Source organism: Bacillus sp. SIMBA_031, from assembly GCF_046535225.1.
GTDB lineage: Bacteria > Bacillota > Bacilli > Bacillales > Bacillaceae > Bacillus > Bacillus velezensis.
Map to the genome: position 1 here is coordinate 333,139 of NZ_JAWRXC010000001.1, position 24,792 is coordinate 357,930.

Genomic DNA, 24,792 nt, shown 5'->3' on the forward strand with positions numbered 1-24,792 from the left:
ATTCCAAAAGGGGGGATTTATTGAGGATGAAGCAGACTATTCCGTCCTCTTTTGTCGGGCTCAAAATTAATGAATGGTATACCCATATCCGGCAGTTTCACGTCCTTGAGGCGGAGCGCGTCAAACGTGAAGTAGAGAGAGAGATCGAGGATATGGAAGAAGATCAGGATCTGCTGCTGTATTATTCATTAATGGAATTCAGACACCGTGTCATGCTGGATTACATCAAGCCCTTAAAGGAGGACCCTTCTCAGCCTGAGTTTTCAGAATTATTGGAAGACATTGAAGGCAACCAGTATAAACTGACAGGACTGCTTGATTACTACTTTAATTTTTTTCGAGGAATGTACGAATTTAAACAGAAAATGTTCCTAAACGCCATGATGTATTACAAACGGGCTGAAAAAAACCTTGCACTCGTTTCTGATGACATCGAGAAAGCTGAGTTTGCTTTTAAAATGGCCGAGATATTTTACAACCTGAAACAAACCTACGTCTCCATGAGTTATGCCGTTCAAGCCCTTGAAACGTACCAATCGTATGAGACGTACAACGTCCGCAGAATCCAATGTGAATTCGTTATTGCAGGGAATTATGATGACATGCAGTATCCAGAAAGAGCATTGCCCCACTTAGAACTTGCTTTAGATCTTGCAAAACAAGAAGGCAATCCCCGTCTTATTAGTTCAGCCTTATATAATCTCGGAAACTGTTACGAAAAAATGGGAGACCTCTCTAAAGCAGCCGAATATTTTGAGACATCCGTTTCCATTTGCAGGTCAGAAAAGTTCGATAATCTTCCGCATTCTATTTACTCATTAACACAGGTTCTTTATAAACAGAACACTATAGCCGAAGCAGAGAAGCAATACCGCCTAGGGCTCAGTATCGCCCGCGAATACAATGATGAATTGTTTGTGAATCTGTTCCAATTTTTACATGCGTTATACGGCAAGGAAATGGATAACGCATCCGTCAGGCACACGTTTGATTTTCTGGAAGAACACATGCTGTATCCGTATGTGGAAGAATTGGCGCATGACGCTGCCAAATTTTACATGGAACACGGACAGCCTGAAAAAGCGCTCACGTTTTATGAAAAAATGGTGCACGCCCAAAAACAAATCCAGAGAGGAGATTGTCTATATGAAATCTAAACTGTTGTCAGGATTACTGCTTGTTGCTGTCGGGTTCAGCTTTACACAGGTGATCGGCCATGAAAGCCATTTGGAAAACCAAGCGGACGGCACATTCCATATTGCCGCGCGCAACCAAACATAACATAAAGACCCTTCTTTTGAAGGGTCTTATTTTTTGCATGCGTATCCATTCCATTTTTATCCGAATGCAGAGTCTATATGCTCAAGTTATCTGTCCTACGAATGCCACCTATTGATGAAAAAGGCATAAGGAGAGATGAAGAGTGGGGATTGAAGTGAAAAAACGGCTCGTATCGGCTGATAAATATGCGTTAAAATGTCCGAATCCGATGACGCCGGAGTATATTACCATTCATAACACGGCAAACGACGCATCCGCCGCTAATGAAATCAGCTATATGACGGGGAACAGCGAATCAACGAGCTATCATTTTGCGGTTGATGACAAAGAAGTGATCCAGGGAATTCCGTTGGACCGGAATGCCTGGCATTCGGGAGACGGCACGAACGGTACCGGAAACCGAAAGTCGATTGCTATAGAAATCTGTTACAGTAAGTCAGGCGGCGAACGGTACAGAGCTGCAGAAGAACTGGCAATTGCGTTTGCGGCGCAGCTTTTGAAAGAACGGGGCTGGGGGATTGACAGAATCAGAAAGCATCAGGACTGGAACGGAAAGTACTGCCCGCACCGCATTTTGTCTGAAGGCCGCTGGGATGAAGTGAAGGCGAAGATTGAAAAGAAATTAAGCGGGAGTATGCCGGCGAAAAAAGCCTCTATTTCTTCTTCCGCGTCTGAATACCATGTGAAAAAAGGCGACACCTTATCGGAAATCGCCGCATCGCACGGTGTCAGCGTAAAATCGCTGCAAAGCATCAACCATATCACCGATCCGAATCACATTACAGTCGGACAAGTGATCAAGCTCGCTCAGACGGGTTCTTCTTCAAAAAGTCAGGCTGTGTCTTCCTATCCGCTTCCATCCGGTGTGATCAAAGTGACGAAACCGCTGACGAAAGGGACAAACGTAAAACAAGTGCAAAACGCTTTATCCGCTCTTTATTTTTATCCCGATAAAGGAGCAAAAAATCATGGGGCGGACGGCGTTTACGGCCCGAAAACGGCAAATGATGTAAAACGCTTTCAATCCGTCAGCGGATTAACGGCAGACGGAATTTACGGCCCGAAAACGAAGGCGAAAATAGAAGAAAAACTGTAATCAATAAAACGGAAGCTCCCCGGGCTTCCGTTTCTTCTTACATACAAACTGCGGCAAGGGCCTTTTGAATATCATAAATGCTTTCATCTTTTTTAAACTGCTTTGAGACAGCGGGAAGTTCCGCGCCTGAAATCCAAATTTTCAGCTCTGAATCAAGGTCAAAGCGGCCGGCGGTTTCTACGCTGAATCTGGAAATGCTCTTGTACGGAATGGATTGAATCTCCGTTTTCTTCCCCGTGAGTCCCTGTTTATCAACAAGGATAAGACGCTTATCCGTAAAGACAATGATATCTCGGACAAGCTTAAATGCGGCGTTGACATTTTCACCTTCCAGCAGAATACGGGCCAGTTCTGCTTTTGCTTCAGCCGTCGATATTGTTGACGCATTGCCCAGCAAGCCATTGATGAACCCCATGATATATCCCCCCTGTTAAGTATTCTATCAAATCATACTATAAAAAGGTTTCCATTCCCAGATGAGTAGAGTAAACTGGTGCTGACTGGAAAAGGAGAGCATGTTACACATGAAAGATAGATATGACAATTTCGCAGCCCTTTCAGCTGCTGAATCAGAATACAGTATTATTTATGAAGAAAAAGAGGGAAGTAAATGTATCGTCCTCGCTCCCCACGGCGGCAGGATTGAGCCGGGAGTCAGTGAGCTGGTGCGGGCATTTTCTGACCAAAGCTCAATTTATTTATTTGAAGGAACGAAGCGGTGCGATAACCGTTCTCTCCATTTGACAAGCACACGCTTTGACGAACCCCTGGCTTTAGAAAAAGTGACCGCCCATCATTACGCATTGGCTTTTCATGGGTATCATGATCTGAAAAAGGCAAATACACTCGTCGGGGGCGCGGATCTGGAAAAAGCAAGACTGATTTGTGATCTGCTGCGTGAAGCGGGATTTGATGCCGAGCTGACAGAGAAGAATGATCGGCTGGCAGGTGTAAATCCCGGCAACATTGTCAATCGGACAAAAAGGAAAATGGGGCTGCAATTGGAAGTGAGCACGGCGCAGAGACACGCGCTGTTCAGCAATTTTGGCTGCCGGGGAGAAAAATATACGCCAACCGATCTGTTTTTTCGGTATGTAGAAGCCGTGAAGGCCGGTTTTTATGATAAATGAACAGGGGGGCCCGTTCTTACATTCACTGGAGCTATGCGGCGCAAGAAGTGCTTGGCGGGCAGCACGGTGAGAACAGCGGCATGATGCAAAAACCTTTCCTGCGATTTAAAATGCTGACACTCTGCCGGCGGAGAATCGCTAATTTTCAATAAAATACGGCGTTTTTTCCTCAGCGGCATGCAAGTGTGTCTGTCCGCTTTCATAATACCCATTCGGCCGCTTGTCGGATAACAGACAAGCGAGCCGCTTCTGAAATTGAATACCTGCTTTACGCCGTTCAAACAGCTCCAGCCTTTTTTCCGCAAATGATGCCGTCACCCGGAAAGCGGCTGCGATTAAAATGACGGCGTGGCTCCTCCGCTGGGGAAGCTCCATGTTTAACAGCATAAAGGTCGGCACACAGAAGTGGTACATAAAATGGTTGGCCTGAAATTCCTGCAGTTCCCTGAACAGCTTGTTCATATGAAAATGGTTGCCGGTATGCTTCAGCACGTGGCACAGTTCGTGCGCAAAATCCTGCCATTGCTCTTCGGGTGACTTTTTTTGATTCAGGACGATGCTATACATGCCGTCCCGCTTCAGCATCATACTGTGCGTATCTTCAAAATGAATCCAAATGTCAAGCTCCTTGGCAATCATCTGCATATCAATATGGAGAGGGGCGGTCATTCCCATGCGGCAATATAAGTTTTTGACGTATTCCTCAAGATGTGTTAAAAAATCGCCCAATTGAATACACCCTTTCGAACATATGTTCTTTTTAAGCGAGAAAGAAAAGCCCTGATCGGACTTTGAATCAATTCCCTTTTCTTTTAAAAATAAACATTCAGCTTTTATATCGGCTGAACGTTAAGCAGTTTAAAGGAAAAGAGCGGATTATTTATGTTTCGGCCTGCGGTTTTTCTCTTTTTCTTTTAAATAATTAATGAATTCAATGGCCTGCTGCTTGCTTTCCGGGGAAAAGTCCTGCATGTCCCGATATGCGATCTGCAAGTCGGGATCGGCAAACATGTCTTCATCTGAAGGTTCTTTTCCGGTTAACAAATAATCAGTCGACACTTTGAAATAATCCGCAAGCTTTTGCAGCGTGTCGTAATCGGGTTCAGATCGGCCGTTTTCATAATGAGAATATCTGGCGCGCGAGACACCGATATGATTTGCGACTTCTTCCTGCGTTTTCTTTCCTCTGAGACTCTTTAATCTTCCGCCTATCATCCGAATGACCTCTCTTTTTTCAACACCCTAAGTTACTTATGATTATAGATACAAAATGTATCAAAATAAAGTGATGATAAAAAAAGTATCAAAAAGGTCTTGATGATACGAATTGTATCGTATATAATCAACATCATAGGGATACGAAATGTATCGACGTGCGATAAAAAATTGATCAGGAGGGTGAGAGATGAAGCCGATTATCATCCGTTTCAGCAGCAATCCGGCTGATCAGAGATGTTTAGGAAAAGCAGGCGGTTCGATATCTTTTACCGCTTGCGGACTACCGGTATTCCGATTTGATAACCGATCGCAGTATGAACGCTATATAAGTCTGAAGACAAACGGAGACGTCCAATATGAATCGTAAAAGCTACCCGTTTTTCATCTATTCCGGATTATTGAATTCCGAACATTATGGCAAAATAGGGTCCGCCATATGGCTGTTTTTATGGTTCATCAGCTCAACGACAAAGGAACACGTAAAAGACGGCGTAAAGTGGGGGATCGTCCTCGGACATAAGCCCGTAAAAGCAAGAGAGATGGCCGATGTATTTACCGTCAGCGAAAAAACCGTCAGACGGTGGCTTGAGGTTTTGGAACAGCATGAATATATCAAAACCGTCCGCGCCCCTTACGGACTCATCGTCTCCGTAAAGCACTCGAAAAGATTCACGCAGAAAAAGACATTGACCCGCCCGGAAGTCACAGACCGGACAATATCGGCGGATCACCGGGACAAAAATGTCCGGAGAGAAATAGATATAACAAAAAATCATACTGCTGAAGAAGCGATTAACGACATTGCCGCCCATTTTATCAGATTAAGGTCTGCACAGGAGGGGCGGAGCGTATACCCGTCGCCCCGGGATTATCAGGCCATCGCCCGTATTGTTTCTCTCGGTGCGTCAGCACAAGAAGCAATCAAATGGCTCGGCGAATGCTTTACCGCTTTTGAACAGCGGCGCACCTCTTCAGCTGAAACGATCAAGGCTTTCAGCTATTGCGCCAAGTATATGGAAGACCGCTTGAATGCACGAATTGCGGGAAGGACAATCACAACAAAAAAAGAGAGGAATACGATACATGACAAAACGAACGATCGAGCAGATACTGTCCGACCTGAAAAACGGAAAACGTCCATTACTGGCGGACAGACCGGAAGAATCAGGCGAAAGCCGCTTTGACTGTCCGCTCTGTAAAGATCAGGGCGGTTATCTCAAAAACCAGCTTGGAATGGATGTGTGGGTTAAGTGCCGCTGCGCCGCCGAACGAAAAGCAGAGCGCATTCTCAGCGCAAGTGAGATTACAGGCGCCTTTCGGAAGCTGGATTTCAAAGGGTTTATCACGCGGGGCAAGCCTCAGGCAGTCGTCGACGCATATGAGTGCGCCCTTGAATATGTTGAAAACTTCGACAAGATTAAAAACTGCCGGAAAAACAGCATTGCCCTTTTAGGGCGTCCGGGGTCGGGAAAAACCCATCTTTTGACCGCTCTCAGCAATTATGTCATGAGACAGAAGCAGACACCGGTGCTGTATTTTCCTTTTGTGGAGGGCTTTACGGATTTAAAAAATGATTTTGATCTGCTTGATACAAAGCTTGGCCGTATGAAACAGGCGGATGTGCTTTTTATTGACGATCTGTTCAAACCGCTGAACGGAAAACCCCGGGCGACCGATTGGCAGATTGAACAAATGTACGCCGTCGTGAATTACCGCTATTTAAATCATAAGCCGGTTCTTATCTCGAGCGAGCTGGCCTGTGACGGACTGGTGCAGGTTGATGAAGCCTTAGGCACAAGAATTTATGAGATGTGCAGCGATTATTTAGTCATCATTAATGGCAATTCATTTGACGTAAACCACAGATTAGAGGGGGCGAGATAATGTGTAAGCTGTGCGGGCCGAAGAAGGTCATTATGACGGAAACGGGTTTCGGCGCTGTCTTTCACCCTTGCCCGAACTGCAAAACAGGCACTGATTTAACGCCGGTCATTAAACGTCTTGAGCGAATGGTTCAAGACGCAAAAGCGAGGCTTGATGCACGTGTATAAATATATCAAATGGCTTTTTTGCCTGCTGTTCAGGGCGAAACGGATAGAAAAGCAAATTGAAGCATGGCATGAGGCTGATGGAAAGTGAGGATAACCATTGCAAGAAAAACACAGCCCCGCTCCATGGCGGGCCGTACACAGCGGAGAAGAAAAACCCATTTACATTTATTCCGCTTACAGCGAAGCGGATAAAGAGAAGTTCCCTTATTCAAACGGAAGGCTCATCGCGGCCGTTTTCAACTTAAGTTCATACTCTCAGCAGATCAACGCGGCATTGATGGCGAAAGCTCCGGAACTTTTTGAGGCGGCCGAAACGGCTCTCCGCCTGCTCCGAGGAGAAAGTTCTGAAGAAAAAGAAGCGTTCATAAATAAGCTCGGAAGCCTCATACATGAAGTAAACATCCTGAAAAAGACGGAGGACGTAAAACATGAATCCTAAAAAACTGACTGACATTGAACATACAACATTAAAAAGCCAGCTGGAAGAAGGCAAGGTTCGGGTGATTATTGTAGACGGACTGAAGAAGGAAGCATGGCTCGCCGAAGCGCCGGAGCACGGCAAAACGCTTGTCGAAACGCGAAAAGGAGATCTGGCCCGGATCGAATATGAAATCGGCTTTAAATTGAATTAAAAACAGAATACGTCCAAGACGGAAAGCCTGCGGACACTGATCAATCGCGTACATGCTGCGCATTGGTTGGTGTCCTTTTTTTGTTCCGAAAAAGAGGAGGATCTACATGGAAGACTTACTATTTGAATATAAACGCACGCTGAAAGAGACGAAAAAGTGGTACAAGCAGCTGGAGGAAGCCGATGAAACGATGCTTACTTCAGAAGAACTGAAAGATAAAAAAATCATCAGAACGATCATTACAGATGTGGAATATGTCATCGAATGGCTTGAAAAAGGCCGGCAGCCCGGCATAAGAAGAGCGATAGACCGCAGAGACGCTTATCAGAGAATGCTGATTAAAGATCCTAGAATCATAGAAACCTATTCGCAGGCGCTGATGTTTGAACCTTCTGCAAATGTGACTGAAGAAGACAGAATCAGACTGCGGGACGCATTAGCCGTTTTAACGGATAGAGAAAAAGAAATGCTGCTGCTCCACAAAGCGGAATGCTTTTCGTATGAACGGATCGCCGCCTTGCTGAACGTAAAGAAATCAACCGTACAGACGACGGTCAAACGGGCGCTTCTAAAAATTCAAAAACAGCAGGAACAAAGAAATCAATCGCCTGCTTCATAAGTTGTCATACGTTTGCCACCTAGAAGTGAACAGACGATCACAAAAAGCGGCCCGATTAGAAGCCGCTTTTTATTATAGACAATCATGTCGGAGGTGGCGGTGATGCCGTAGCATGAAAAACGCAAAAAGAGAACAGGCATTTACAATCTATCAGTCTCATAAAGGCCGCATCACAAATCGCGCCCTTGCCGGCAAATCAGGCGTATCCGCAAGAACGATCGGCAGATGGAAAAAAGAAGGGCGCTGGGACGAGGCGCTCCATAAGAACGCGGAAAGCGGCGGAAAAAACACCCCGGGCGAAGGTGATGAGTTAAACGAACGCCAGCGGCTGTTTTGTCTTTATTATGTGAAAAGCTTTAACGCCACCCAATCTGCGATAAAAGCCGGGTATTCACCGGAAAGCGCGCATGTGACGGGAAGCAGGCTGTTAAAAAACGAAAAAGTCGCCAAAGAAATCAGCCGCATGAAAAAGGAAATGGTCAATAAAGTGTTTGTCGAAGCGATGGACGTTCTTCAAGTCTATGTGAAAATCGCTTTCGCCGACATTACCGATTATGTAACCTTCGGAAAAAAAGAGGTTCAGGCCTTCGGAAAATCAGGGCCGCTCTTTGACGAAAATGATAATCCGATTATGCAGGAAATCAGCTACGTTGACGTTAAAGATTCGCACCTTCTGGACGGAACCATCGTCACAGAAGCAAAACTCGGAAAAGAGGGCATTGCAATCAAGCTTGCCGACAAGATGAAGGCTCTTGAAAAGCTGTCCTTGTACTTTGACCTTTTCCCCGATCAATTTAAACAAAAAATCGAAAATGAAAAATTAAAGCTGGCACAGCAGAAGATGGAAAAAACAGAAGACAGCCAAAAGCCGATTGACATTGTCATTACGCGGAAAGAGGAACGGTCATGATTGAAAAAGCGGTTAACCCGCGCTTTGAAGATTATTTGTTCAATTGGAATGAAACGTACCAATTTCTCGTCGGAGGCTACGGCTCGTCAAAAAGCTATCATACCGCGCTGAAAATCATCCTGAAGCTGCTTCGTGAAAAGCGGACGGCGCTTGTCGTGCGGGAAGTTTTCGATACGCACAGAGATTCTACTTTTGCCTTGTTTGAAGATATTATCGGGGAGCTTGAGCTGGGACATGCCGTAAAGGCCGTGTCTTCGCCGATGCAGCTGAGATTTTCAAACGGAAGCCGGATTATGTTTAAAGGGATGGACAACCCGGCCAAATTGAAATCCATTCATCATATTTCACTGATTTGGATTGAAGAATGCTCTGAAGTGAAGTATGAAGGCTTTAAGGAGCTGATCGGGCGTCTGCGCCATCCCGAGCTTTCGCTTCATATGATATGCACCACAAATCCCGTCGGCACCTCCAATTGGACGTACCGGCATTTTTTCCGTGATGACCAAAAAAAACGGTTCGTATTGGATGATCAGACGCTGTATGAAAAAGGCACTGTCGTTAAGGGAGATACGTATTACCACCATTCCACAGCGTGCGATAATCTGTTTTTGCCGAAAAGCTATATTAAGCAGCTGGACAGCTTACGGCATTACGATCCTGATTTGTACCGGATCGCCCGCAAAGGACAGTTCGGCGTCAATGGCATCCGCGTGTTTCCGCAGTTTCAGGTCATGGAGCACAACGAAGTAACGGAGCGGATTGCTTCCATCAGGCGCCCCCTGTTTCGGACGGGCATGGATTTCGGTTTTGAAGAGTCATACAATGCGGTCATCCGGCTTGCCGTCGATCCGGATCAAAAAGAGCTTTATATTTTCTGGGAGTATTACAAAAACAAAATGACCGATGATCAGACAGCTGAGGAGCTTCAGGAATTGGCGGATCAAAAAGAGCTGATCAAAGCGGATTCGGCCGAGCCGAAAAGCATCCAATATTTCCGCAGGCAGGGCTTTTGCATGGTTGCGGCCAAAAAGTTTCCGGGCTCAAGACTTCAGTATACAAAAAAGCTGAAACGGTTCAAACATATCTATTGCTCAGACAGCTGTCAACATACGATCCGCGAATTGCAGAACTTAACGTACGCAAAAAACAAAAACGGCGTTCTGTCGGAAGATGAGTTTTCAATTGATCCCCACACCCTTTCAGCCATTTGGTATGCGCTGGATGACTATGACGCGGCGGATTTGAAAGATGCATCACAAAAACGGAGACGTCCGAATCGGGAAAGGAGGAGGTAGGCGTTGCCAAACTATCAAAACGTTAGAGCCACCGTCTTTAAATCAAATATGGCCGCGCCGCAGGCAAGGCAGATGAACGAAGATCAATTTGCCGATCTGTACGGCGAAGACATCATTTCACCGCCCTATAATCTCATTGAACTGAAAACAATCGCCGAATATTCGACGATTCTTCAGCAGTGCATTGACGCGTATCGAGTCAATATTACGGGTTTTGGGTTCGATGTGGAATATACCTTTGATGTAAATAGCCCAGATTGCTCCCCGTCAAAAAAGGCCCGGGCCGAAAAAAACTGGATGAAGCTGGAGAGCTTTTACAAATGTCTTCATTTTGATGAATCGGCCGAGACGATCCTCGGATATGCGATAGAAGACCGTGAAAAAACGGGCAACGGTTTTCTCGAAGTGCTTCGGGACGGGGCGGGAAAACCGGCGGGGATTGAATATCTGGATGTGAAACATATGCGCGTCTGCGGTGTGACTGATCCCGTTGAAGTCACATTTTCATATGAAGAAAACGGCGCATCCAAAACGATTAAAAGGCAAAAACGGTTTCGTAAATATGTTCAGATGCTGAACGGTCGGAAAGTGTTTTTTAAGGAATACGGCGATCCCCGCATGATGGACATGAGAACCGGCGAATACGTAAAGACCCTGTCTGAAGAATACCGGGCAAATGAAGCCATTCACTTAAAAATCGGCAGCGGCACTTACGGAATTCCGCGCTGGGTCGGCAATATCGTCAATCTGTACGGCGCCCGGAAAGCGGAAGAACTGAATTTTATGTATTTCAAGCAGGGCCGTCACGTGCCGGCCGCCATTACGGTTGAAAACGGCATGCTGTCAGAAACCTCGTACAAAGAGCTCCAGGATTATATGAATGACCTGGAAGGGGTGGAAAACGCCCACAAATTTCTGCTGATTGAGGCGGAAGGCATTGCGAAGGAAAAAGACCTTCACGGAGGCGAAGACATTACGCCCGTGTCTGTGGAAATTAAATCACTTGCGGAAATTCTGCAGGATGATGCGCTGTTTCTTGAATATGACGACAAAAGCAGAAATAAACTCCGCTCCGCGTTTCGTCTTCCGCCGCTTTATACGGGCGAGGCGCAGGAATACAACAAAGCCACCGCCGATACGGCACGGAAAATAACGGAGGAGCAGGTGTTTCAGCCGGAGCGGAAAACGCTGATTAATAAGCTCAACACGTTATTTTTGCCAGAATTGGGTCTCCACGATGTACAGCTCACATTAAAAGGGCCTGATTTTCGCGATCCGCTTGAAATTGCGAAGGTGCTTACGCCATTTATTTCCGCCGGCGCGGTCTCTCCTAATGACCTCCGTGATCTGGCCGGAAGAGTGCTCGGGAAGACGCTTGAGGAGTGGCCTGAAGAGTACTACAGCCGGCCGGTGCTGAAAGGGAAAAAGGAGCAATCCTGAAAGGGGGTGAAAACATCTCGTGCCGAGAGAATTGAGAAATGCCGTCATCAGTTTTGTGAGCTATGTCGATAAGGCGGCGAACCAAACGGAATTCTTTTTTACAAAATCAGCCGGAGGCCTTCCGTCATTTGAAAAAAAGGTGCAGGTGTTTACAAAAAGCGAATCGGATGAGCAGAAGCTTGTTTACGGCATCGTTTACGAGCCGGATGTCCCGGATGCCCATGGCGATTATATGACGGCTGAAGAAATTGAAAAGGCCGCTCACGGTTTTTTGGCGGACGCCCGCAACATCGATACAAATCATAATTTTGAAGGCGGGACCGGCGAGGTGGTGGAGTCGTACGTCGCCCCGGATGACTTTGAAATCGGGAATGCTGTGATCCGGAAAGGATCTTGGGTGCTTGTCACCAAAGCTTCCGATGAAGTATGGGATCAGATTAAAGCCGGTATCATTACGGGCTACAGCATGGCGGGAACCGCTGACGTTTACGAAGAGCCGGCAGAAAAGCAAGCCGGCTTATTCGGCGCGGTCAAGCAATTTCTCGACCGTGACCGCAAATTCAGAAACCGCAAGGGAGAGGACTTGAACAAGATGAGAAAAGAAGACGTAAGAGAATCGATTGAACACGCGCTGCACCCGCTTTTAAAGCGGCTTGACAGCTTGGACCAAAACACGGAAGACAAAGACGGGGCGGCTGCGCCGTCTGATGAAGAAAAGCTGAAAACGCTTGTTGAGGACATGCTCGCGCCGATTATTAAACGCATTGAAGCGCTTGAAAAAGTAAGAGGCGCATCAAAGCAGCCGGAAGAAGAGACGGGCGGCCAAGAGCCTGTTAAAAAATCCATTTGGAGCGGACTGCTTTAAGCCCAGTCAGAAGGAGGAACTGTAGAGTGAGAAATCAAGATATCATCAGAAAGGCGGAAATGTCACTTTCCGCTTTAAAAAGCGGCGGTTTAATGAACCCCGCACAAGCTTCAGCATTTATCCGCATGGTGCAGAACACGCCGACCATTTTCAGCGAATCGCGTGTGATTCAAATGGAAAATGACTCGCAGAAATTTGAAAAAATCGGTTTCGGCCAGCGTATTCTGCGTGCCGCTGAGGAAGGAAAAGCCTTAACTGACGATCAGCTGACCGTCCCGGCAACAAGTACGGTGCAGCTGAATACGAAAGAAGTCATTGCGGAAATTAATATCACCTATGACACGCTTGAAAATAATATTGAAAAAGACGGCCTGCAGCAGACGATCATGCAGATTTTGGCGGAGCGGGCGGCAGTCGATATTGAGGAGCTTGTCGTAAACGGCGATACATCTTCTTCTGATCCGTACTTGGCACAGCTTGACGGAATCCGTAAGCAGACTGTATCTCACGTCATTGACGGAAACGGGGAAGAGCTGTCCAGAGCCACATTTAAAAAAGGCTTAAAAGCCATTCCTGCAAAATATTTGCGCCTGCCTCAGGAATTCAGATTTTACACATCTCAAGGCATGGAGATTGAATGGAAAGACCGTGTGGCTGACCGTCAGACCAACCTGGGGGATCTTGCGGTGCAGGGCGGTTTGTCTTCAGCATTCGGCGTTCCGGTCAAAGGAGTGTCCAATCTGCAGCCTTACTCGGTCGGAGAAGGTGATTCCCAGTACGATGCGTCTGACATCATTCTGACTCACCCGAAAAATATCATTCTCGGTTTTTCACGAAATATCCGAATCGAAGTAGATAAAGATATTCGCAGCCGCAAATTTATTATCGTACTGACGGCTAAACTTGACAGCAAATTTGAAGAAGAAGATGCAAGCGCCAAAATCGTAAACGTTAAAGAATAAGACGGGGGTGGCAGTTATGTTAATTCAGCCGTCTGACGTTGTTTCATATTCAGTTTATGATCAAGTCAAAAACAGGCCGGAGCCGCTTCTAATACAGGACATTCTGGAGGCGGAGGCGGAAGCGGCCAGAATGGCGGGGCACTCGTTCACTGATCCTATTTACTCACCGCTTCCCGAAAAGATTAAGCTTGCGTTATTAAAGCTTTCTCAATATTTTGCGCTGATCAACCAGAATGAAGCGGCCGCTTCCGCCTATCAATCTGAAAAGATAGGCGACTACTCGTATACGGTGGCAGATGAAGGCGGAATCAGAAAACCGGCGGTGCACCATCTGCTCTGTGAATATATCGCGCCGGGTTATTCCCCGGTTTCTGCACACGCAAAGGTGAGACCTTTATGAGCTACGAACGGCTGCTCACTGACAGATGCGATATTTATCATGAGACGGTGTCAGTTCCGAAGGCCGGACGCTTCGGGATTCCCGCCGAAAAGCTCCAGCCTGTCTTTTCTTATCCGGAAGTTCCGGATGCTGAAGACGTGCCGTGTCTGTTTGTTGAAAAACAGCAGCAGCTTATTCAGCTTGAGCCTGATCATAAGGTATATCAGCGGTTTCTCGTTCATTTTCCGAAAGAGGCCGTTGTGCGTGTCAATGACAAAATCATTTGGGAAGGCCAGGCGTATATTCTGGAAATGCCGAAGAAAGCAAGACAGCACCATTGGGAGGTTATCGCTGTGAGAGATGACAGACTATGAGCATAAAAAACCTTGAACAATGGAATCGGTCGCTGCAAAAGGCATCATCCGGAGAATTTGCCCGTCAGGCAGGTGAATGGCTGGAACAGTCAGGAGAGGATTTTCTCGACTTGGTACGGGAGGAGCTTATTCATTCGGGAGGGATTGATACAGAAGGCCTGCTGTCTTCTTTCCGAAAAGGAGCGCAGGATCATGTATGGATCATTGAAAACGGGGGACTGACCCTTGAAATCGGCACCAATGTAGAGTATGCCTCATTCATAAATGACGGACATTGGACCGTCTCAGATGAAAATGTCAGATGGGTGCCCGGGTATTTTCAAGGCTCCCGGTTCATCTATGATCCGTCAGCTTCAACGGGAATGGCGCTCAAAAAACAATGGATCAGCGGGAATGGGTTTTGGGACAAAGCCCTTCTTTTGTATGAAACACTCTTCGCAGAATCGCTGGACAAGCGTTTCGATCAGTGGCTTAACACGTTGGGGGGAGATATCGGATGAATCGCGAAACTGGTTCAATCGCCGCTTTTTTGTATCAGCAGTGCGGCGTGCCCGTATATGAAAATGAACTGCCTGAACAATTTCAGGTGCCGTCACTATACATTCCGCCCCCGTATGTTTTTGACGAGAATGACACAGTCTCCACCTTTAAGAAGACATACAGTCTGAATGTGAAGCTGTTCCATGCCGACTCGGTGCAGGCGCTCTATGCAGCCGACCGGATCGCCGATGCGGTGAGAGAATCAAGACAGCTGATTCCGCTGCTTACGGAATCAGGGGAGGATACCGGTGATTTCGTCCGCATCAGCCGTATCGAAACAAGAGTCGGAGACAAAGGCGAGGCAGTGATCACAATCCGCTGGACGAGCCGCTACTACTATCAGAAACAAACATCTCCCGCACTGCGGGATGTGGACATTAACAGCGGGGTGATAGAAAAGTGAAACAACATAAAAAGAAAAACGCCGCAGCGGCGGAACGAGCGGTTCTTTATGACACGGCGGATTTAACAAAGCACGCGAAGGAGCTTTTCGGCGTAAAACCTGAGATTCTCCAGGGGGCTTTATTCGGCGTGAAGCAAAAACAAATGACAAAAGCGCAAGCAAAGTCTTACATTGAAGCATTTTTAACCAAGGAGGTCATGCAATAATGAACGGCGGAACATTTACACAAGGAAAAGAAAAAGAACGTGCCGGGATCTATTTTAACTTTAAAACAACCGCCCAGGAGCGGGTATCGATCGGTGAACGCGGGATTGTCGCCCTTCCCGTTGCATCCGGCTGGGGGGAAGCGAAAACATTCGTTTCCATTTCAAGCATTGAAGATTTGAATAAAAAAGTGGGGCTCAGTATTGAAGATCCGTCACTGATTCTGCTTCGTGAGGCGAAAAAGAAAGCAAAAACCGTTTTGATGTACCGTCTGACAGAGGGAATCAGAGCAAGCGCCGATCTTTCGCAAGGTGTTAAAGCAACCGCTTTGTACGGCGGTTCAAAAGGAAATGACATCATCATCCGCATCAGTGAAAACGTCCTTGATCAGACCGCTTTCGATGTGACCACTTACATGGATGAAGCGGAAGTTGACAAACAAACGGTGAAAAAAGCCGAAGAATTAAAAGCAAACGGCTATGTCACATTCACGGGAACGGGCGAACTGTCGGCTTCCATCCCGCTGACAGGCACTGAGGAAGAATCCGGGGAAACGTTAAACCCGCAGGCAGGCATCCGTCTTGCAGGCGGAACTGATAAAGCACCGGTCAACTCAGACTATACGGATTTTTTAGCTGCGGCTGAAACGGAGAATTTCGATGTCATCGCTCTTCCTGTCGCGGAAAACGATCAGCTGAAAGCGACATTTGCCGCATTCATTAAACGCCTTCGCGATGCGCAGGGACAGAAAGTGCAAGGGGTGACCGCCCATTACAGCGGGGATTATGAAGGCATTATCAATGTTACTGAAGGTGTGCTGCTGGAAGACGGAACGGAGATTAAAGCTGAAGATGCGACCGCCTGGGTGGCAGGCGCAAGTGCCAGCGCCGCATTTAATCAATCCTTAACATTCGTTGAATACGAAGGCGCCGTCGATGTGCTGCACCGCCTGACTCATGATGAAGTGATCGAACGTCTTTCTAAAGGTGAATTCCTTTTCTCTTATGATGCCCGTGATAAGTCAGTCAGCGTTGAAAAAGATATCAACTCATTGGTGACATTTACGGCAGAGAAAAACAAAAAGTTCGCGAAAAACAAAATCGTCCGTGTGCTTGATGCGGTGAATAACGATTTGACACGTGAACTGAAAGCCTTAATTAAATCGAAAAAAGGCACGGGAAGCGATCTTCCTGCGACAAATGACGGCCTTCAATTCGTCAAAACGATGATCATTCAATATTTGACAACGCTTCAGGATGCGGGCGGCATCGCCAACTTTGATTCAGACAAAGACATTACAATCGGGCTGAATGAAGACCGCGACGGCTTTTTAATCGATCTCGCCGTACAGCCTGTGGATGCGGCAGAAAAATTCTACTTTAACGTGGAGGTAAACTAAGATGGCATTAAAAGCGCAAAACACGATTTCAGGAAAAGAAGGCCGTTTATTTCTCGACGGAGAAGAGATGGCGCATATTAAAACGTTTGAAGCAAACGTGGAAAAAAACAAATCAGAAGTAAACATCATGGGCCGCCGCATGACGGGACATAAAACAACAGGCGCCAACGGAACGGGCACGGCAACATTCTATAAGGTCACATCCAAATTCGCCGTCCTTATGATGGATTACGTCAAAAAAGGCAGCGACCCGTATTTTACGCTGCAAGCCGTTCTTGATGACAAATCATCGGGCCGCGGAACAGAACGCGTCACTTTGTATGACGTCAACTTTGATTCTGCAAAAATCGCCGGCCTGGACGTAGACTCAGAAGCACTCGAAGAAGAAGTGCCGTTTACCTTTGAAGATTTCGATGTGCCGGAAAAGCTTTCTGAAACGTTTTAATTAAGATCGGTATGAGTGAAACAGGCCTTTTACAGGCCTGTTTTTTATAAAAAAAAGAGTAAGGGAGTTTTCATCATGAGCGAAAAAAACGAACAAGTATTTGATCTATCATTCTTTATGCCGGGTAAAACAGTAGAGGCTGAGGAGATTCGGGTTCCGCTTTCAAAGCGTTTTGTCGATAAAAAAGGAAACATCGTGCCTTTTATTTTTAAAGCCATTACGACTGAGCGCATTGATGAACTGGAGAAGGAAAGCACGACATATAAAAACGTGAAGGGCAGAGGCCGCGTAAAAGACTTAGACAGCCAGCGCTTCTATGCGCGGATCGCGGTTGAATCTACGATTTACCCTGATTTCCGGTCTAAGGAGCTCCGCGACGCTTACAAAACGGCAGATCCGGTCGAGGTGGCAAAACGTGTGCTTTCAGTCGGCGGTGAGTATGCAAATTGGCTGAATAAAGCGATTGAGATCAATGGTTTTGAAGATGAATTAGAAGATCTGGAGCAAGAAGCAAAAAACTGATAAAAGATGGGAATAAGGAAGCCGTGTATCTCTATTACGCGATGCATGAGCTTCATTATTCTCCATCAGAACTGAAAGAGTTATATGAAGCACCGAGACATTTTAAGGCGCTGTTGTACGGTTTAATCGGTTACAAGCTGGACATTCTTGAAAAACAAGCGAAGAAAGGGGGAGCGACATCATGGCAAAGCTGACCGCCCGTTTTGAATTGGAAGATCGGGTTTCAAAGAAAATAAGGAAAATCCAAAATGGCTTCAGAGCGCTTGAGAAATACAGGAAAATGACAAAACGCCAAAGTGAAATTGATATACGCAAAGAGAGTAAATCTGTTTTAAGAACAATTGACCGCATCCAGCGCTCTATGAAAAGAAAGCTGGGCGCACAAATGATCTCTATTTCAGCTGAAGACGGAGCCAGTGCCGTCATTCAAAAGGTGCAAACCCAATTAGCGGGTCTGCCTGCGTCTTTAACCGTTAAAATAGGAGCAAAAGACAGCGCGACAGCGGCATTTGAGAGATTGCGGGATCTGGCTGCCGGTTTTAAAGGATTTACCGTTTCACTTTATGCGTCAGACGAAGTGACCCCTGCCATGGGACGCATCAAACGCTACATGCAATCTGCGTTAAAGAACGGGTACTCTGTCACTATACGCGTCATAGATCACGTCATGACAACAGTCGGCCGAATTTCAGCGGGCATTGATTCGCTGACGGGAAAAAACAATGTCATTCAATTATCGTTAAACGAAAAGGTGACAGCACAGCTGGCTGCAATGCAAAAGAATATGCCGGACGTCGGAAAAGCTTCTGCATCTGCTGCTCCTGCTTCGCCGAAAAACGATTTTTCAATGCTTGACTCCATTGCAGACACCTTCATGAAAAAAGTCAATGACATCGCATCCAAATTTTATCCGGAAACAATCATAGCGGAACTGGATAAATTCGCTGCAAGCTTTATGAAGAAAGCGGACGAGATCGCAAGCAAATTCAGCCCTGAGACGATATTAGCCGAACTGGACAAGTTCACGACTTCATTCATGGGGAAAGTGGACGAAATCGCGAGTAAGTTCAGCCCTGAGACGATATTAGCCGAACTGGATAAGTTCACGACCTCATTCATGGGGAAAGTGGACGAAATCGCAAGCAAATTCAGTCCTGAGACGATTTTAGCAGAGCTGGACAAGTTCACGAGCTCATTCATGGGAAAAGTGGACGAGATCGCAAGCAAATTCAGCCCTGCAACGATATTAGCCGAACTGGACAAGTTCACGACCTCATTCATGGGAAAAGTGGATGAAATCGCGAGCAAATTCAGCCCTGCGACGATATTAGCCGAACTGGACAAGTTCACGAGCTCATTCATGGGAAAAGTGGACGAAATCGCGAGTAAGTTCAGCCCTGAGACGATTTTAGCAGAGCTGGACAAGTTCACGACCTCATTCATGGGAAAAGTAGACGAAATCGCGAGCAAGTTCAGCCCTGAGGCGATATTATCAGAACTGGATAAATTCGCTGATTCGTTTATGAAAAAAGTAGACGGGGTCGTGAGTAAATTCAGTCCGGAGGCCATATTGAAAGAACTGGATAAATTCACTGATTCATTTATGAAAAAGATAGATGACGTTGTCAGCAAATTCAGTCCGGAGGCCATATTGAAAGAGCTGGATCATTTTACTGATTCGTTTATGAAGAAAGTCGACGACGTTGTCGGTAAATTCAGTCCTGATAAGCTAATCGACCGCGCCGAACAATTTGTAAATGACACGGTTGACCGAATTTCTGAGAAATTCGATTTTCTCAATCCGGATAAGATCTTGGAAAAAGTGGAGCAGTTTACATCCTCACTGTTCGGAGGCATTGATAAAAAGTTCGGCAAATTCAGTCCTGATGCGATCATCGAAAAAGCCGAGGCATTTGTTGATAAAATTGTCAGCAAGATTGCAAAGAAATTTGAGAAATTCAGCCCGGACAAAATCATCGAAAAAGCCGGGGAATTAATAGAAAAAATATTTTCAGGAATCGCTGAAAAATTAGGCAAACTCAATATCGGCGGATTATTAGGAGGCGGCACGAAAAAAGAAAAGAGTAAGGGCAACAGCCCGAAGCGTCCTGATCTGACAAAGGGTCCGCAGCGCACGGTAACAGCGCCAAAATCTTCAGGAAAGTCAGCCAAAAAAACCGGCGGGGCTTTGGGGGGCTGCTGCTGCTGTACCGGAGTGACGAGGGGCAAAAGCAGTAAAGTCGAAGGGCGGAATAAATCTTCAAAACGAGGTTCATCCGCAAAGGGAAGCAAACAGGCATCCGTAAATACGCCAAAAACAAAAGGGGCAGGTAAAGGCATCGGCGCGCTTTTGAAAGGCTTAGGAGATTCAAAGGCGCTAAAAGGCGGTATGAAAGGGTTAAAAGGTGCCGCTAAAGGAATTCCCGGCATAGGTGAATTGTTATCACTTACTGATTTAGCCGGCATCAATAAAGATAATGCAGGAGAGAAGGTCGGCTCAGCAGGCGGCGGTCTTGCCGGAGCCGCGGCCGGAGCGGCAATCGGCAGCGTTGTTCCCGGAGTGGGCACATTAATCGGCGGCGCGGTAGGCGGCATCGCCGGCAGTTTAGGCGGTTCCAGCTTGGGAGAGGCCTTTGATTCAGGGGCTTTGAAAGACACGTGGAATGATATTTCCAAAGCGGCGCAAAGTGCTTGGACAACAATACAAGATACTTGGGGAAGCGTTTCATCCTGGTTCATGGAAAATGTATGGACGCCGGTGTCATCAGCTGTCGTCGGAGTGGCGACAAGCATCTGGTCAAATATCGTGAATGCGTGGACAACGATTCAAGGGATTTTCAGCACGGTGTCATCCTGGTTCATGGAGAATGTATGGACGCCGGTTTCATCGGCTGTCGTCGGAGTGGCAACCAGCATCTGGTCAAATATCGTGAATGCGTGGACGACGATTCAAGGTGTCTTCAGCACAGTATCCGGCTGGTTTATGAGCACGGTATGGGGGCCCGTAAAATCAGCTGTCGTCGGAGTGGCAACGTCCATTTGGAGTAAAATTACAGGAGCCTGGGATAAAATTAAGTCCGTTTTCAGTACGGTTTCCGGCTGGTTCATGGATACTGTCTGGAATCCGGTGAAAGACATGGTGAAAAATGTCGGTAAAGGAATATCAGATGCTTTCCAGACTGCTTTAGATACGGTAAAGGATATATGGAAAGGGTTAAGCGGCTGGTTTGAGAAACATATAAAAGAACCTCTTGTAAAAGTGGGAACAGCCATATCAGATGCTTTTTCTGCAGCATTCGACTGGGTGAAAAAGATTTGGGATAAAACCGGCGGCAAAATGATTTCAGGCATAATGAACTTTGTCACAGGAGGCAGCGGAGATAAAAAGAAAAAACCGGACAAAAACGCCACAGGCGGCTACATTACAAAGCCGACCATTTCCTGGATCGGTGAAGCCGGAAAAGAATTTGTCATCCCCGTCGACAACAATCGCGGACGCGGAAAGATGCTGCTTTCACAAGCTGCGTCTAAGCTCGGCATGCGTGTTGTCGATGATATGGGCGCGGCTTCGGCTCAGTCTTCCGCTGCACCGGCGGGAGCGAGCGGTGTTTCTTCTTCTGCATCTGTATCGGCCGCGGCGTCTGTGGATTCTTCCGGATTTGCCGGGACGGCTTCATCACTCGGCAAACAGTTTACTGAAGGCTTTGACAGCGGAATCAGCAAAAAATCGGTGGATATGGACGGCTGGAAGGAAAAAAACATCGGAACGCCGTTCAATGCCCTCATTTCGTCTTCATCCGGTTACGGAAAGCAAGTCGTTGCGGGCTATGCCAAAGGTCAAAATACTTCGCCGACGGGCACCGATTCATTTTTAAAAACAAAGGTGAAAACACCTTATCAATCGGCGGTTAACCAATCGTCATCATGGGGCGCCGCAACGGTGAAAGGATATTCGGCCGGACAGAATGCAAAAGATACGGGAACGTCGCAATACGTAAGCACACATATCAATAAACCGTTTGTGCAATCAAGAGATTCCGCGAACGGCTGGGGGTCAGGCCTGATCGGACACTTCGTATCAGGGATGACTGCAAAAGGAAGCGAAGTCAAACAGGCGGCCAAAGATATGGCCAAAAAAGTCGAGGACGCATTCAGGGAAGAGCTTGATATTCACTCTCCTTCCCGTGTCATGATGAGTCTCGGACGCTTTGCTTCAGTCGGCGTCGTCAAAGGGCTCAGCTCAGTTGACGTGAAAAAATACGCCGAAAAACAGGCAGGCTCGCTTGCAGCAGCCTTTTCCGGCATGGGTGCAGCGGGAGGAAGCGTCAAAGAGTGGCTTTTGGCCGCAATGAAAGCAACCAATACGCCGATCAGCTGGCTTCCGGGATTAATGACGATCGCACAGCATGAGTCAGGCGGCAACCCTAATTCCATTAATCTATGGGACAGCAACGCCAAAGCCGGCCATCCGTCACAGGGGCTTATGCAGACGATTCCGAGCACCTTTGAAGATCACAAAGCGCCGGGCATGAATGATATCAGAAATCCAATTCACAACGCCGCTGCCGCTATCGGCTATATTAAAAGCCGATACGGCTCGATCAGCAATGTCCCCGGGATTAAAAGTATGGCTCATGGAGGCCCTTACGTCGGTTATGCCAATGGGGGTCTGATTACCAAGGAGCAGGTCGCCCGTGTCGGCGAAGGGAACAAACGGGAGTGGATTATCCCTGAAGAGCGGGGCATCCGGGGCCGTTATCTGCTGCAAAAAGCGGCTCAAGCGCTCGGCATGGAAGTGTCCGATCCGTCCCAGACGGAACCGGCGGCGCTTTCAGCCGGCACGGTTTCCGCAGCCGTTAAAGGCGGCGGCCAAACCGTTCAAAAAACGGGAACAAAAGAAATTAAAATCGAATTCAGCGGCGATCAGCATTTCCATAACGGACAGGACGCCGACAGCCTCGCCGCCAAAATCAAACAGGCGCTGATTGATGAACTGCAAAAAGACATTTATACCGGAGCAAAGGGGGCCGTTGCTTTTGACTAAATCTGTTTACGAATTTTGGCTGTCTCAGGGGAAGGACAAGCTCCGGCTTCCCGTTCTTCCTGAAGCGATTGATATCGCAAACAGCGTGCAGAATGATTCCGTGAAAGTCACCGGACTCGGAGAGGTGACGTTTATCGAAGAACCGGGAGCGAAAGAAATTTCGTTCTCTTCTTTTTTTCCGAAACGGTACAGCCCGATTGCCGAATATCAAAGCATCCCTTCGCCGGAAAAAGCCATTTCAGCCATTGAAGCATGGATGAAAGCGAAAAAACCCGTTCAGTTTTTGATTACAGGGACAAAAATCAATGTCACATGCAGCATTGAAAGCTTTAATTACAGCGAAGGTGACAATGAAATCGGCGACCGGAATTTTGATATCGTACTGAAAGAATATAAAACCGCTTCGCCAAGAAAAATCAAACAAAAGAAAAAAACGAAAGCGAAGCGCCCGTCCAAAGCTTCACCCAAAACATATACCGTCAAAAAAGGGGATACGCTTTGGGACATCGCCGGCAAGTTTTACGGAAAACACACGGAGTGGCGGAAAATCTGGAACGCGAATAAAACCGCCATGATTAAGCGCAGCAAACGGAATATCCGGCAGCCGGGGCATTGGATCTTCCCGGGGCAGAAGCTGAAGATACCGCAATGAAACGGGTGAAAAGATGATTGAACTATTTGTCATAAAAGAAACGGAGTGGCTCGAGCTTGTCACAGAAAGCGTAACGCTGGAAGGACACAGATATCAGGCGCCCCGTTCCATCGAAGCGACGATTGTCGTAAAGCAGGGCGGCCAGACGTATTACGGCGTATCAGAAGGGGATACGGTTTTGTTCAAATGGAACGGAAAAGAACTGTTCCGCGGCATTGTCTTTGCAAGAACGCCCGATGAGCATACCGTCGCCTTCACCGCATACGATATGCTTCAATACCTTGTGAAAAACCAGGACGTTTACGTGTTTTCCAACAAGCGCGCCGATCAAATATTAAAAAGGATCGCCAGCGATTTTCAAATTCCCGTCACATCCATTGCCAACACAGGCCATACCATTAAATCACTCGTTTTTAAAAATGATACAAGCCTTTACGATATGATGCTAAAAGCGTTAAAGCAGACAAAAAGCCAGACGGGGCGCAATTATCAGCTCTATTCAGAAAAAGGCAGGCTCGGCTTGCGTGAATGGCCGGAGCCGTCTGACATATGGGTGCTGGAAACAGGAGTTAATATTACAGGGTATCAATACAGCACCTCAATTGATGACACCGCAACCCGTGTCGTCATGCGGCTGCAAAAAGACAATAAAACGATAAAGGCTTCCGCCTCAGACAGCGCGGGCATGAAAACATTCGGCGTTTTGCAGTATACCGAAACGGTTTCTGACGACATTAATGAAGCCCAGCTGAAACAGCGCGCAAAAGTGAAGCAGGCTGAGAAAAAAGGCGTTAAGAAAGAGCTGAAAAATATACAGGCGATCGGTATTCCTGGGTTGGAAAGCGGATTGCCGGTCTATATTTCAATTCCGGAAATCGGGCTGAAGAAAACCTATTATGTAGATACGGACCGCCATGAATTCCAAGGAACAAAACATACCATGACGATTGACGTCACGGAGAAAAATTCACTTCCGGAGGGGACATCCTGATGAGATTAAGTGATGCCATTAAACATTTAGCCGTCGGAGCGGTTGACGCCGAAGCGCCGGTGGAGCTGATGCCGGCCGAAGTGACCTCCGTTTCGCCGCTCGAGCTGAAACTGAAAGATCACGACAAACTTTTGATTCCGTCTGATGCACTCATTGTGCCGAAGCGGCTGAGGTCCGGAGAAGATGATCAGCTCCAGGCGGGAGATCGGGTGATGACCGCTGCCTTAACAGGAGGACAGTCTTTCTTTGTACTGGACAAAATTTAACCGGCATCCGGACGGAGATGTACGAGAATATCAGCCTATTAAAGCCGCTTCATCTGCCGAAGAGGGCTTTTTTA

The 24,792-nt window shown here is 47.0% G+C and carries 32 protein-coding genes; 29 read left to right on the plus strand and 3 right to left on the minus strand.

Annotated features, from left to right (window positions below):
- Positions 1 to 20 precede the first annotated feature (20 nt).
- The 3 genes from SB724_RS01785 (at position 21) to SB724_RS01795 (ending at position 2,377) form a co-directional block, all read left to right on the plus strand.
- Positions 21 to 1,157 carry a Rap family tetratricopeptide repeat protein gene (locus SB724_RS01785; RefSeq protein ID WP_153014821.1) on the plus strand — a complete coding sequence of 379 codons (1,137 nt, stop codon included), beginning with the start codon at positions 21 to 23 and terminating at the stop codon, positions 1,155 to 1,157.
- Entirely contained in the window at positions 1,147 to 1,281 is a 135-nt protein-coding gene (locus tag SB724_RS01790; protein WP_003154881.1) for a PhrA family phosphatase inhibitor, read from the plus strand. The genes SB724_RS01785 and SB724_RS01790 overlap by 11 nt, the downstream gene beginning before the upstream one ends.
- 142 nt (positions 1,282 to 1,423) lie before the next feature.
- Positions 1,424 to 2,377, plus strand: coding sequence for an N-acetylmuramoyl-L-alanine amidase (locus SB724_RS01795; RefSeq protein ID WP_265972145.1), 954 nt, complete (start codon positions 1,424 to 1,426; stop codon positions 2,375 to 2,377).
- Between the two features lie 37 nt (positions 2,378 to 2,414).
- On the opposite strand, the gene SB724_RS01800 is transcribed toward SB724_RS01795, so the two are convergent.
- Complete coding sequence (locus tag SB724_RS01800; RefSeq protein WP_007610770.1) at positions 2,415 to 2,792, minus strand: PH domain-containing protein; 378 nt, start codon at positions 2,790 to 2,792, stop codon at positions 2,415 to 2,417.
- Positions 2,793 to 2,901: 109 nt separating this feature from the next.
- On the opposite strand from SB724_RS01800, the gene SB724_RS01805 reads away from it, so the two are divergent.
- A complete protein-coding gene (locus SB724_RS01805) occupies positions 2,902 to 3,507 on the plus strand; it encodes a poly-gamma-glutamate hydrolase family protein (RefSeq protein ID WP_038457723.1) in 606 nt (201 codons plus the stop codon).
- A 138-nt stretch (positions 3,508 to 3,645) separates the two neighbouring features.
- Here the strand turns inward: SB724_RS01805 and SB724_RS01810 are convergent, their stop codons facing one another.
- Together SB724_RS01810 and xre are read right to left on the minus strand one after the other, a co-directional pair.
- Positions 3,646 to 4,236, minus strand: a complete 591-nt coding sequence (locus tag SB724_RS01810) for an ImmA/IrrE family metallo-endopeptidase (RefSeq protein WP_021494032.1) — start codon at positions 4,234 to 4,236, stop codon at positions 3,646 to 3,648.
- A 147-nt stretch (positions 4,237 to 4,383) separates the two neighbouring features.
- Positions 4,384 to 4,722: an HTH-type transcriptional regulator Xre gene (xre, locus tag SB724_RS01815; protein ID WP_003154871.1), complete on the minus strand. Its 339-nt coding sequence runs from the start codon at positions 4,720 to 4,722 to the stop codon at positions 4,384 to 4,386.
- 190 nt (positions 4,723 to 4,912) lie between these two features.
- Between xre and SB724_RS01820 the strand changes: the two genes are divergently transcribed.
- The 25 genes from SB724_RS01820 to SB724_RS01940 all read left to right on the plus strand — a co-directional run bounded on the left by SB724_RS01820 (position 4,913) and on the right by SB724_RS01940 (position 24,718).
- Positions 4,913 to 5,092 (plus strand): hypothetical protein, encoded by a 180-nt coding sequence (locus SB724_RS01820; protein WP_061581961.1) that lies wholly within the window; start codon positions 4,913 to 4,915, stop codon positions 5,090 to 5,092.
- The gene (locus SB724_RS01825) at positions 5,082 to 5,909 is read left to right on the plus strand and encodes a hypothetical protein (RefSeq protein WP_061581962.1); all 828 of its coding nucleotides are present in this window, start codon (positions 5,082 to 5,084) and stop codon (positions 5,907 to 5,909) included. Before SB724_RS01820 ends, SB724_RS01825 begins: the two co-directional genes overlap by 11 nt.
- Positions 5,809 to 6,609 carry an ATP-binding protein gene (locus SB724_RS01830; protein ID WP_061581963.1) on the plus strand — a complete coding sequence of 267 codons (801 nt, stop codon included), beginning with the start codon at positions 5,809 to 5,811 and terminating at the stop codon, positions 6,607 to 6,609. The genes SB724_RS01825 and SB724_RS01830 overlap by 101 nt, the downstream gene beginning before the upstream one ends.
- Entirely contained in the window at positions 6,609 to 6,776 is a 168-nt protein-coding gene (locus SB724_RS01835) for a hypothetical protein (RefSeq protein WP_162839610.1), read from the plus strand. Before SB724_RS01830 ends, SB724_RS01835 begins: the two co-directional genes overlap by 1 nt.
- A 97-nt stretch (positions 6,777 to 6,873) precedes the next feature.
- Positions 6,874 to 7,215: a hypothetical protein gene (locus SB724_RS01840; protein ID WP_039251797.1), complete on the plus strand. Its 342-nt coding sequence runs from the start codon at positions 6,874 to 6,876 to the stop codon at positions 7,213 to 7,215.
- The gene (locus SB724_RS01845; RefSeq protein WP_007610788.1) at positions 7,205 to 7,408 is read left to right on the plus strand and encodes an XtrA/YqaO family protein; all 204 of its coding nucleotides are present in this window, start codon (positions 7,205 to 7,207) and stop codon (positions 7,406 to 7,408) included. The genes SB724_RS01840 and SB724_RS01845 overlap by 11 nt, the downstream gene beginning before the upstream one ends.
- A gap of 106 nt (positions 7,409 to 7,514) precedes the next feature.
- On the plus strand, positions 7,515 to 8,027 hold the full coding sequence (locus tag SB724_RS01850; protein WP_032874577.1) for a sigma-70 family RNA polymerase sigma factor: 513 nt from the start codon (positions 7,515 to 7,517) through the stop codon (positions 8,025 to 8,027).
- A 112-nt stretch (positions 8,028 to 8,139) separates the two neighbouring features.
- The gene (locus SB724_RS01855; RefSeq protein ID WP_044802860.1) at positions 8,140 to 8,937 is read left to right on the plus strand and encodes a terminase small subunit; all 798 of its coding nucleotides are present in this window, start codon (positions 8,140 to 8,142) and stop codon (positions 8,935 to 8,937) included.
- Entirely contained in the window at positions 8,934 to 10,232 is a 1,299-nt protein-coding gene (locus SB724_RS01860; RefSeq protein WP_022553490.1) for a PBSX family phage terminase large subunit, read from the plus strand. Before SB724_RS01855 ends, SB724_RS01860 begins: the two co-directional genes overlap by 4 nt.
- A 48-nt stretch (positions 10,233 to 10,280) precedes the next feature.
- Positions 10,281 to 11,672 (plus strand): phage portal protein, encoded by a 1,392-nt coding sequence (locus tag SB724_RS01865; protein ID WP_088412335.1) that lies wholly within the window; start codon positions 10,281 to 10,283, stop codon positions 11,670 to 11,672.
- Between the two features lie 19 nt (positions 11,673 to 11,691).
- A complete protein-coding gene (locus tag SB724_RS01870; protein ID WP_410569890.1) occupies positions 11,692 to 12,537 on the plus strand; it encodes an XkdF-like putative serine protease domain-containing protein in 846 nt (281 codons plus the stop codon).
- Between the two features lie 26 nt (positions 12,538 to 12,563).
- The gene (locus tag SB724_RS01875; RefSeq protein ID WP_007407274.1) at positions 12,564 to 13,499 is read left to right on the plus strand and encodes a phage major capsid protein; all 936 of its coding nucleotides are present in this window, start codon (positions 12,564 to 12,566) and stop codon (positions 13,497 to 13,499) included.
- Between the two features lie 16 nt (positions 13,500 to 13,515).
- On the plus strand, positions 13,516 to 13,899 hold the full coding sequence (gene yqbG / locus SB724_RS01880; RefSeq protein WP_032874585.1) for a protein YqbG: 384 nt from the start codon (positions 13,516 to 13,518) through the stop codon (positions 13,897 to 13,899).
- Complete coding sequence (locus SB724_RS01885; protein ID WP_007610806.1) at positions 13,896 to 14,252, plus strand: DUF3599 family protein; 357 nt, start codon at positions 13,896 to 13,898, stop codon at positions 14,250 to 14,252. The genes yqbG and SB724_RS01885 overlap by 4 nt, the downstream gene beginning before the upstream one ends.
- Entirely contained in the window at positions 14,249 to 14,752 is a 504-nt protein-coding gene (locus tag SB724_RS01890; protein ID WP_044802862.1) for an HK97 gp10 family phage protein, read from the plus strand. The genes SB724_RS01885 and SB724_RS01890 overlap by 4 nt, the downstream gene beginning before the upstream one ends.
- A complete protein-coding gene (locus SB724_RS01895) occupies positions 14,749 to 15,195 on the plus strand; it encodes a hypothetical protein (protein ID WP_007610808.1) in 447 nt (148 codons plus the stop codon). Before SB724_RS01890 ends, SB724_RS01895 begins: the two co-directional genes overlap by 4 nt.
- The gene (locus SB724_RS01900) at positions 15,192 to 15,401 is read left to right on the plus strand and encodes a YqzN/YkzM domain-containing protein (protein ID WP_007610809.1); all 210 of its coding nucleotides are present in this window, start codon (positions 15,192 to 15,194) and stop codon (positions 15,399 to 15,401) included. Before SB724_RS01895 ends, SB724_RS01900 begins: the two co-directional genes overlap by 4 nt.
- The gene (locus tag SB724_RS01905; RefSeq protein WP_007610810.1) at positions 15,401 to 16,798 is read left to right on the plus strand and encodes a phage tail sheath family protein; all 1,398 of its coding nucleotides are present in this window, start codon (positions 15,401 to 15,403) and stop codon (positions 16,796 to 16,798) included. Before SB724_RS01900 ends, SB724_RS01905 begins: the two co-directional genes overlap by 1 nt.
- Position 16,799: 1 nt before the next feature.
- The gene (locus SB724_RS01910; protein WP_003154837.1) at positions 16,800 to 17,243 is read left to right on the plus strand and encodes a phage tail tube protein; all 444 of its coding nucleotides are present in this window, start codon (positions 16,800 to 16,802) and stop codon (positions 17,241 to 17,243) included.
- A 75-nt stretch (positions 17,244 to 17,318) separates the two neighbouring features.
- Entirely contained in the window at positions 17,319 to 17,765 is a 447-nt protein-coding gene (locus SB724_RS01915) for a phage tail assembly chaperone (protein WP_032874591.1), read from the plus strand.
- A gap of 41 nt (positions 17,766 to 17,806) precedes the next feature.
- A complete protein-coding gene (locus SB724_RS01920; protein WP_015239684.1) occupies positions 17,807 to 17,959 on the plus strand; it encodes a hypothetical protein in 153 nt (50 codons plus the stop codon).
- Positions 17,947 to 22,809, plus strand: coding sequence for a transglycosylase SLT domain-containing protein (locus SB724_RS01925; protein ID WP_410569893.1), 4,863 nt, complete (start codon positions 17,947 to 17,949; stop codon positions 22,807 to 22,809). Before SB724_RS01920 ends, SB724_RS01925 begins: the two co-directional genes overlap by 13 nt.
- Entirely contained in the window at positions 22,802 to 23,461 is a 660-nt protein-coding gene (locus tag SB724_RS01930; RefSeq protein ID WP_007610816.1) for a LysM peptidoglycan-binding domain-containing protein, read from the plus strand. The genes SB724_RS01925 and SB724_RS01930 overlap by 8 nt, the downstream gene beginning before the upstream one ends.
- A gap of 13 nt (positions 23,462 to 23,474) precedes the next feature.
- Positions 23,475 to 24,452, plus strand: a complete 978-nt coding sequence (locus tag SB724_RS01935) for an XkdQ/YqbQ family protein (protein WP_265972139.1) — start codon at positions 23,475 to 23,477, stop codon at positions 24,450 to 24,452.
- Positions 24,452 to 24,718 carry a DUF2577 family protein gene (locus SB724_RS01940; RefSeq protein WP_007610818.1) on the plus strand — a complete coding sequence of 89 codons (267 nt, stop codon included), beginning with the start codon at positions 24,452 to 24,454 and terminating at the stop codon, positions 24,716 to 24,718. The genes SB724_RS01935 and SB724_RS01940 overlap by 1 nt, the downstream gene beginning before the upstream one ends.
- Positions 24,719 to 24,792 lie beyond the last annotated feature (74 nt).